This is a genomic window from Desulfosalsimonas sp., from assembly GCF_055149105.1.
On record NZ_JBSRLA010000096.1, the window covers coordinates 1 to 8724 of the forward strand.

5 protein-coding genes are annotated in these 8724 nt (G+C 56.6%); 1 reads left to right on the forward strand and 4 read right to left on the reverse strand.

Annotated elements, in window-relative coordinates; genetic code table 11:
- Window positions 1-151: 151 nt before the first annotated feature.
- On the forward strand, window positions 152-2395 hold the full coding sequence (locus ACTCIA_RS15720; protein ID WP_463002751.1) for a response regulator: 2244 nt from the start codon (window positions 152-154) through the stop codon (window positions 2393-2395).
- A gap of 47 nt (window positions 2396-2442) precedes the next feature.
- Here ACTCIA_RS15720 and ACTCIA_RS15725 read toward each other — a convergent pair whose 3' ends face one another.
- The 4 genes from ACTCIA_RS15725 to ACTCIA_RS15740 form a co-directional block, all read right to left on the reverse strand.
- Window positions 2443-2736 (reverse strand): PG0541 family transporter-associated protein, encoded by a 294-nt coding sequence (locus ACTCIA_RS15725; protein WP_463002752.1) that lies wholly within the window; start codon window positions 2734-2736, stop codon window positions 2443-2445.
- Between the two features lie 61 nt (window positions 2737-2797).
- Complete coding sequence (locus ACTCIA_RS15730; protein WP_463002753.1) at window positions 2798-5917, reverse strand: efflux RND transporter permease subunit; 3120 nt, start codon at window positions 5915-5917, stop codon at window positions 2798-2800.
- A gap of 68 nt (window positions 5918-5985) precedes the next feature.
- Window positions 5986-7104: an efflux RND transporter periplasmic adaptor subunit gene (locus ACTCIA_RS15735; RefSeq protein WP_463002754.1), complete on the reverse strand. Its 1119-nt coding sequence runs from the start codon at window positions 7102-7104 to the stop codon at window positions 5986-5988.
- On the reverse strand, window positions 7091-8461 hold the full coding sequence (locus ACTCIA_RS15740; RefSeq protein ID WP_463002755.1) for a TolC family protein: 1371 nt from the start codon (window positions 8459-8461) through the stop codon (window positions 7091-7093). The genes ACTCIA_RS15735 and ACTCIA_RS15740 overlap by 14 nt, the downstream gene beginning before the upstream one ends.
- Between the last annotated feature and the right edge of the window lie 263 nt (window positions 8462-8724).

Genomic DNA, 8724 nt, shown 5'->3' on the forward strand with positions numbered 1-8724 from the left:
AATATCTGCGTTACGCGCGATTCCTCAGAATTTCACGTACGGATAAGTACGCTGCATTCTTCGGAATCGCGCAAGCCTTGATCTTAAACTTTTTACGGCACCATCTGAAATCAGACTTTTTACGGTGCCATCACTTTTGACGGAAGAATCCATGACCGGCCAAGGCCATCCGCCCGAGGATCAGCACCATCAGGCTGCCGCGACGGCATCCGGATTTGCCAGGCGCCAGGAACTGGCGTTTTGGGCACAGTTGTTTTTAATTGCAGCGGTCCTGGGGGTACTCACCGCAGCAGCCGCTGGCAATGGTGCCGGAAAATGGGTGTTTGCCCTCTCGGGCGGGGCAATGGCACTGCTGGCCGCATTGGCATGGAGGGTTTATGCCCTCTGGATCCGGCCGTCGAGGCATCTGGTCAGCCACATGATGATCGCAAAACAGGCAAATCCGGATTACGACCCGGATGCCTCGCTGGTCCGTGATGTTCCCCGGGACTGGCGGCCCTGGTTTAATCTGGTTTCCCGCATCGGTCAGCGCCTGGCCGAACTGGAACAAAGGGTTTCTGAGGCCGGTTTGGACCAGAAGCTTGAAAAAAACCTGCTGCGCCGGTTTTCCTGGGTGTTTGAGCGAAATGAAATTCTCACCCAGCAGTTAAAGGGCAAAAACGAGGCCCTGCTCCAGGAGATTGAAAAGCACAAGCAGACCACCCGGGAACTGGAGCGGCACCGGGATCACCTCGACGAAATGGTGCGGGAACGGGCTGCGGATCTGATGCGCACCAATGAACAGCTCCAGGCCACCATTGAAGAGGCCCGGATACTGGCAAAAAATGCCGAGGAAGCCAACCGGGCCAAAAGCCAGTTTCTGGCCAATGTCAGCCACGAGATCCGCACTCCCTTAAATGCGGTCATCGGGTTTTCCGACATGCTCATTGATACGGCCCTTGATGATACCCAGCTTGATTTTGCCCGCACCATCCGAAACAGCAGCGAAGCCCTGCTGGCCCTGATCAATGATATCCTGGATTTTTCCAAGATTGAATCCGGAGAGCTGGAACTGGAGAATATCGATTTTTCTCCCGAACTGCTGGCATATGACGTATGTGAGCTGATCCGGCCCCAACTGGGCGAAAAACCCATAGAGCTGGTCTGCCGCATTGATCCGCGCCTGCCGTCTTATCTAAAGGGCGATCCCATCCGGTTCCAGCAGGTGCTGCTCAACCTCATGGGCAATGCGCCCAAGTTCACCGATTCCGGAGAGATCGTTCTGGGCCTTCACGCGGCCGACCAGACCGAAGACCGGCTCCAGGTGCATGCCACGGTCAGGGATTCGGGTATCGGCATTTCAGAGGAAAAGCAGCAAAGGATTTTTGAACCGTTCCACCAGGCAGATGGTTCCACCACGCGCAAATACGGCGGAACCGGTCTGGGCCTGTCCATTTCCAGGCAGCTGGCCCAGCTAATGGGCGGCGATATTTCTGTGGACAGCGAACCGGATGTGGGCAGCACATTCCATTTCACGGCCTGGCTTGAACTGTCTGAAAAAAAAGTGTCATGGCAGGAATTGACCGCCGGGATTTCCGGCCGGCAGATCCTGATTGTGGATGATAACCAGGCCAACCTGGATATGCTGAAAAATGCCCTGCAAGCTGCCAGGATACGGGTTTCGGACCTGCGCAACGGTATGGAGGTGGTGCCTACTCTGGATCGCGCCATAGTGGCGGGCAACCCCTTTGACGCCTGTATTATTGATATTCATATGCCGGGCATGAGCGGATACGAGGTGGCCCGGCAGATCCGGCTTTCTGAAAAATCCGCCATTTCAGGGCTGCCGCTGATCGCAGCCTCCTACCTGGTGGAGCGGGACCCGGAACTGTTTGCCAAAGCCGGTTTCAGCCAGTCTCTGATCAAGCCCATCCGGCGGGAGAAAATGTTTCAGGTCCTTGATGAACTGTTTAGCGGCAAAACAGGCAGTGCCGGCAAGGCCCGGCGCCTGGAAGACGATGATTCGTCTGAAGCAGCGGAGTTTTTTCAGGGATTTCGGATTCTGGTGGCCGAAGACAATGCGGTGAATCAGAAGCTGATTCAGGTGCTGCTGCGCAAACTCGGCTGCCGGGTGGCCATTGCGGAAAACGGCAGGGAAGCGGTGGATATGTTTACCCGGGAACCCGAAGACTGGGACCTGATCTTCATGGATATCCAGATGCCGGAAATGGACGGGTTTGAGGCATTGAAATCAATCCGGGACCAGGGCTTTTCCCGGGTACCCGTGGTGGCCATGACCGCCCATGCAATGCAGGAACACAAGGAGGAGTGTCTGGCCGCGGGCATGAATGATTATATCTCCAAGCCCATCCGCAGGCCCGAATTGCTCCGGGTGCTGCGGGAGTTTTGCCCGTAAGCCGGTTTTGCCCGATGCCGCAGCCGGGCGCGCTTTATCCCCCGGGTTTATTCCAGCCGTTTTTCAACAGGCAGGACCACGGCTTCCAAATGCCGGTGGGCCTGCTTTTCGTCCTTAAACCCCTTTAAATCCGAAAGCAGATCGCCGAGTTTTTCGTCCGGCACCTGCGCCTGTACCACGGTGGAACTGCCCGGATAGACCTGGGTGCCGTAGTGCTTGCCGTCGCAGTCCTTTCCCTCGCACATGTAATGGCGCACGTAATTTTCGATTTCATGACGATCCAGGATCTGTTCGATGACATCGCCGTATTCAAAATGAAAGGTGATATGCACGAATTTCATAAAGTCCTGCCTTTGTTCGGCCGCCGGGATCAAATTGTCCCGGCGGCCCACGGGTTTGATTTTATTGAAACACCAGGTACATGATCACCAGTGCCGCCGCAATCCCTGCAGCTGCCAGGCTGATGACCCTGTGACGCAGGATCCGGGTCTGCAGGGAGTCAAACAGGGTATAGGCCACCGGGATGACCAGCAGGGTCAGGGCGGTGGCGGCAAACATGCCCATGGAAATGGCCACGCCCATGGGCGCCCGGGCTTCGCCGCCAGCCCCGAATCCCAGGGCAATGGGGGCCATTCCGAGAATCGTTGAAATGGCGGTCATCAAAACCGGCCGGAACCGTACCTGCGCGGCCTGCCGGGTGGCTTCCATGACGGGCTGCCCGCGTGCCACCAGCACATTGGTGTAGTCCACCAGGAGAATGGCGTTTTTGGTCACCAGCCCCAGCAGCATGATAATGCCGATAAAGGAGAAAATGTTGATGGTCATGTTCAGGGCCCATAGTGCTCCAAACGCGCCAACCCCGGCCAGGGGCAGGGCCATCAGGATGGTCAGGGGGTGGAGAAAGGACTCAAACTGCCCGGACATGACCAGAAAGATAAAAACAATGGCAAAGAGCAGGGCCATGGTCAGATAGAAAAACGATTCCCGGAAATCCCGGGACTGACCGGTGATGGTGCTGTCAAACTCAGCCGGCACCTCGGTGGCAATATAGTTTTCCACCTTGGAAAGCGCGCGGCCCAGGGGCACGCCAGGGGGCAGATCCGAGCTGATGGTGGTGGCCCGGGCCCGGTTGAAGTGATGGATTTCGCTGGGGCCGGAGCCTTCTTCCAGTTCCACCAGGTGGGCCATGTTGACCATCTGTCCGTCCTGGTTACGCAGATAAATGCGATTAATTGCATCCGGACTGTTTTCCCTTTCGGCGATTTCCGTGATCACGTCATAGCGTTCGCCCTGTCGTTCGATTTCCGTGATATCGGGCTCGCCAAAAACAAATCGCAGGGCGTTGGCAATCTCTGCCACAGTAATTCCCATTTCCCCGGCCTGCTGCCGGTTTACCCAGGCCTGCACTTCGGGCTTGTTGAGTTTCATGTCCGCGCGAACGCCTGCAAAATCGGGCTGGGAGCGCATCCAGTGCATGACCTGTTCCTGGGCCCCGGCCAGTTTTTCAATGTCCTGATGGGTGAGTACCACCTGCAGGGGGGCTTCGGCGCCCACCGGGCCGCCGCCTTCAATGGCATAGCCGCGAACGCCGGTGAGGCGGCCCATTTTTTCCCGCACTTCGGCCATGATGGCCTGCTGATTGCGGTCTCTTTCGGAATAGTGGGTCAGGCGCACAAACACCATGCCTTCGTTGACTTTGCCCGGCCCGGTCCTGGCCATGCCGATGGCCATGAAAAAGGAGCGGATTTCGTCAATGCCGGAGAGTATCTCCTCGACCTGTTTTCCGTAGCGGTCCGTGCTGGTCAGGGTGGCGCCTTCCACGGTTTCATACGAAATCATGAACTGACCTTCGTCTGAGCTGGGTACGAATTCGGATTCCAGCCGGGTGAGAAAGAAAAAACCCAACCCCAGGGCCAGTATCGCAATGCCCACGGTCACTGCCCGCTGTCTGAGTGCGGCATTGAGAAGCGGGTTGTATAGCTTTTCCAGGCTTTTGAAAAAAAATTCAGTAAAGCGAAACACCACCGGCCGCCTGGCGTAGGCGGCCGGGGCCCTGAGATACCGGGAGCAGAGCATGGGTGTTAATGTCAGGGCCGTAAACGTGGAGGCCAGCACAGTGGCGGCAACCGTGAGACCAAATTCGAAAAAGAACCGGCCGATCATCCCCGGCATAAAGGCCACCGGAATAAAGACCGACAGCAGGGCCAGGGTATTGGCGATTGCGGCAAAGGCGATTTCCGTTGTTCCGGTGCGTGCCGCAGGTTTGGCATCCGCCCCCTGCTCCATGTGCCGGTAGCAGCTTTCCAGCACAACAATGGCATCATCGACCACCAGACCCACCACCAGGATCAGGCCCAGAAGTGAGAGCACGTTTAATGAAAATCCCAGGTAGAAAATCACTGCCATGCCCGCCAGAAGGGAGGTGGGGATGGTGATGGCGGCGATCACGGTCCCGCGGATGGTTCCGAGAAAAAACAGGATCACCACGGCCACCAGGGCTGTGGCAATAAAAATGGTGGTGATCAGGTCGTTGATGTTTTCACTGACAAACTCAGAGTCATCCGATGCCACCTGATACCGCAGCCCCGGCAGAAAGTCTTTTTCAACAGATTTCATTTCCTGTCTTACCCGCTCAACCACCTCCACCAGGTTGGCATCGGACTGCTTGACCACGCCCAGGCCCACGGAGGGTTCGGTATTGTAGCGGGCCACGTTGCGGTCGTTTTCCACCCCGTCCACTGCTTCGCCCACATCGGCCAGGCGCACGGGAGAGCCGTTTCGATGGGTGATGATAATGTCGTTGAAAGGCTCGGCGTCGGCAAACCGGCCTTCGGTTTTGATCAGAAATTCGCGTTCCCGGCTTTCAATCCGGCCCGACGGGATATCCACATTCTGGGCCTGGATTTTTTCCACCACTTCCCGGGGGGTGAGGTTGTGGCCGGCAAGTTTGTCCGGATCAAGGCGGATGCGCACGGCGTACTTGCGTTCACCGCCGATAAAGATCTGACCCACCCCGGGAAGCCGTTCCAGGCGGTTTTTGATCACCGTGTCAGCATACTCGGTCATGCTCACAGGATCCCAACGCTTATCTCCCCGCAGGGAAATCCACATTACCGCCTGGGCATCCGGGTCAACCTTGCGGATTACCGGTTCCTCGATGTCATCGGCCATCTCCGGCCGGGCACGGGTGACCCGGTCCCGTACATCCTGGGCAGCCAGATCAATGTCGCGGTAGAGTTCAAACTCCACTGTCACCACACCCACCTGCTCTCTGCTGGTGGACTTGATCTCCTTGACACCCTCAATGGTGTTTAGCTGTTCTTCCAGGGGTTCGATCACCTCGGTTTCAATGACTTCGGGGTCGGCTCCCGGCAGTACTGCACTGACGTTGACAATGGGAAACTCCACGTCCGGATATTCCCGCACCGGCATCTGGTTGTAGCCAAACAACCCGAAAATGAAAATCACCAAAAACAGGACTGTGGTCAATACGGGTCTGCGGATGCATAGATTCCAGATCATAATCGATCAAACACCTTATATTTCTGTCCGGTCAAACACGGACAAAATTAAATCAAAACATTTCGGTTTTATTCGGGGCAGACTTGAGCACCTTCATACAAGGAGATATGGCCGGCCCGGACAATGGTTTCGCCTTCTTCCAGTCCGCTTGTGATCTCAACAATGCCGGGCCTGCGAAGGCCGATTTTCACTTCCCGGCCCCTGGCGCGGCCGTTTTCGATGATAAAGACCATATAGCCCGACCGCGTGGGGATCAGCGCTTCTTCCGGGATGGCAAGCACGCCTTCCCGGGTCCCGGCGACGAGTTCCACGGACGCAAATCCGCCCGGCCGCAGCAGGTCTTCAGGGTTGTCGGCTTGCGCCTGGATTCTTAAGCTCCGGGTGCCGGGGTCGATTTGCGGGTCGATGAAGTAAATGGTGCCGGGAAATTTTTCCTCCGGATAAGCCGGTACGCTGATGCGGATTTGCTGACCAACGCGAACCCTTCCCATGTGGCGCTCCGGCACGGTGAATCGGATTTTTAAACGGTCGGCCCGGACAACCGAGGTCAGTTGGGTCTCGGTGTCGACAAGCTGTCCGGCATCCACGTGATGGGCGCCGGCAAACCCGTCAAACGGCGCACGGATTCTGGTGTCTTTCAGTGTTTCCCGGATGTTTTCGATTTCCGCCTGAATGCGTTTGACCTGGGCGCTCAGGGCCTGATACCGGGTGCGCGCCTCATCGCGGGCTTCCTCGGTGCCCAGCTTCTGTTTATAGAGGCGCTGGCGGCGCTGGAACACCAAGCGGGCGTTTTCCAGGTTGGCCCGGGTCTCTTCCAGGGCGGCCTGCCGGGCATTGAGTTCGGCGCGGATCTTGGCGTCATCAATGGTAAAAAGCAGTTGTCCCTTTTCCACCCGCGCGCCTTCTTCAAACTCCACGGTTTCGATGATACCGCTGACTTCCGGGTATACCTGCACGCTCTGAAAGGCCTCGATGCTGCCGATGCCGCCGATGATTTCTTCAAGATCGGCTGTTTTGACCCTGGCCCGGTCCACTTTCACGCATGACCCGGAGTCCGGGCCCTGCTGCCCGTCCTTTTCGCTGTCATCGGCGCCGCAGCCCCAGACCAGCAGCAGTGCCAGGATCAGGGCCGCAAGTCCCGAAGCCGTGCCACGGGCCCGACTCCTGTCTGCTCTATCCGTTTTCATTGAGAATCTCCTTTTCCAGCAGATCGCTTTGAAATGTTCCGGTTGCCAGATCCAGCCGGATCAGATCCAGCTGATATGTGTAATAGGCCTGGGCCAGACGGTTTTCCGCTTCATTTAACGCGGTAAACGCATCCACCTGGTCCACAGCTGTCACCAGCCCTTCTTCGAACTGGGCAGAGACCTGCTGATAATTGCGCGTTGCAGAGCGCACCTGCTGTTCGAGCTGATCAATAACTTTCTGCTGGGTTCTAATGTCGAGATAAACGCTGCGCACCTGGTTTCGGATCTCTTTGCGCAGTCTGCTGAGACTGTATTGTGCCTGGCTTTTCTCCGAGCGGGCGCGGTCGACCTCGGCGGTGGTCTGCCAGCCTGTAAACAAGGGGTAGGAAAGCACCAGGCTGGCGTTCCAGTCATCATGTTCTCCGTAAAACAGGGACTCTTCATCTGTGCGGATATACTGGGCATTCAGGCTAAGGTTCGGGAAATAGTCGGCCTTTTCATAATCCACCCGTTGATCCGCAGCCTCAAGTTCCCTGGCGGCCTGATCAAAATCCGGGCGGTTGGCCAAGGCCCTGGAAAACAATTCTGAAATCGGCGCCGACCCAAATGATCGTTCAGAAGGCTCCCGGATCGGTCCGGCAATGGAGTCGGTCCCCATTTCCAGGGCCAGGCGTTCCAGGGCAATGTCATACTGATTTTTGGCACGCTCCAGCTGCTCGCGGCTTTGGGCCACCTGGACTTCGGCGCGCAGCACATCGGTTTGGGTCAATATGCCTACCCGGAACTGGGCTTCGGCCCGGTCCAGCTGCTGAACAGCCCTTTTTAATGCATTTTCGGCGATTTCAACGGCCCTTCGCCCCAGCAGCGCTTCGTAATACTGGACGCTGACCTGGTATAAAATTTCCTGCACCCGCCTTAAATGGCGGTACCTGGAGCTCTCATAATAATGTTGTGCAATTTTCCTGGCGGACCAGACTTTGCCCCACTGGTAGATGTGCTGATCGAGCTGCAGGGTCAGGGTGTTATAGTTGTCCGGAGATGACAGCGAGGAAAAACCGCCACCCGCCGATGAACCGCCCAGATCCGAATCTTTTTGCCGGTTGTGGGCCCCGCGCAGGCTGAGCTGAGGATAGAGATTGGAAGTGGCCGAGGTGATATCGGTTTTGGCGTTGACCAGGTCCTGGCGGGAAATGCCCACCTGTTCATTTTCCTTTAATGCGGTTTGAAAAGCCTGCTCAAGGGTTAAGCCCTGGGTCTGTCCGGGGGCAGCCGAAACGGTCTGCCTGGCTTTTGCCATGCCGCAAGTCAGCATGAGCATCACAGCTGCCACCGTGAAAATAAGGCCGGTTTTTTTCATGGATTGCCCCTGCATGTCGTTGTCCTTGTTCTATTTGTTACCTGTTTTAAAGTGATTTTAAATCGTTTGGCAGTCTTGTCCGCCGGGCGCAAGCGCCCGGCGGCAAAAAGCAATGGCCCCTTCGGTCAGCTGCGGGGTATTGATGGCTTTTGTCAGATTCATATCACTACAGCGACATTTCAATGCCTAAATTTATCGCCTCCTGGACGCGTTTTTTTCTATGCGAAAGATAGGCGGTATAATTGCGGCTGATACAATACTTG